The organism is Flavobacterium sp. UW10123 (assembly GCF_040538975.1).
Lineage (GTDB): Bacteria > Bacteroidota > Bacteroidia > Flavobacteriales > Flavobacteriaceae > Flavobacterium.
This window is the reverse complement of sequence record NZ_JBEWQE010000040.1, coordinates 1-994: the sequence shown is the minus strand read 5'-3', so window position 1 is coordinate 994 and position 994 is coordinate 1. Positions and strand designations below refer to the sequence as shown.

At 33.8% G+C, this 994-nt stretch carries 1 protein-coding gene; it reads right to left on the bottom strand.

The window, feature by feature from the left end; genetic code table 11:
- On the bottom strand, positions 1 to 940 hold a 940-nt coding region (locus ABXT06_RS22705), incomplete at its 3' end, for an integrase core domain-containing protein (RefSeq protein WP_354592756.1).
- Positions 941 to 994 lie beyond the last annotated feature (54 nt).

The following is a 994-nucleotide window of genomic DNA, read 5'->3' as shown; positions in this document are numbered from 1 at the left end:
TTTTTCCATCAATTCCCTGATGCGGTCTTTCATGATTGTAATAGTATAAATATTGCAGCAATTCCTCTTTTAGTTCTTCTTGAGAATCAAAATCTGTATCTCGTAATAAATCCTCTTCCAGAGTCCTCCAAAATCTCTCCACCTTGCCGTTTGTCTGCGGACGGTAAGGTCTTGTGTATCTGTGTACGATCCCGAGTTCCATGAGCATTCTTTCAAAAGGATGCTGATTTTTTACTTTGCTGGTTTTGATTCCAAATTCAGCTCCATTATCAGATAATATCTCTTCAAATTTTATTTCATAATGGCTGCTTAAGATGTTTAAGCATTTTAATGAAGCAAACATTACTGTTAAACTCGTTATATCTGGAATTAATTCAGCCCAGGCAATCCGGCTGTAATCATCAATTACACAGACTAAATAGAGTTTTTTGTTTTCTCCACGAATTATGCTTTTGCTTAAATAATGGCAATCTATATGGCCCAACTGTCCCATTCTTTCCTTGATTATTTTTTGATGATTCTTTTTAATCTTCGGAGTTAATCTGTTTATTTTATGCCGTTTTAAAATATTGTAAACTCCAGAATATGATGGTGTATGTTTTCCTAATTTTGGATTCAAGATACTAACAATTTCATATCTGTTGTTTCCTTTTTCTCTTAATTCAATCACTTTTTGTTCTATGAACGGCAGAGGGCGTCTGGTTTTATATTTAGGACCCCGCTTTTGTGGCAGCAGATCTAAAGATTTTCCGCTCTGTTTATAGCGGTTATAATACTTTAGAAAACTTTTCCTGCACGTGTCATTTGCTGTGTAAAAGTCCATTGCCTTTTTATGCACCGGATGGGTTTTGTTTTTTACCTGCTCATATTCTTTTATCAAAAAACGATACTTCTCTAAATAGTTTCTCTCTAATGTTGAATCCTGACTGTTATTTCTCATCGCAACAAAATTTATTAAAGTTAAATTTTGTTACCGAAATATCTAACCTTTACA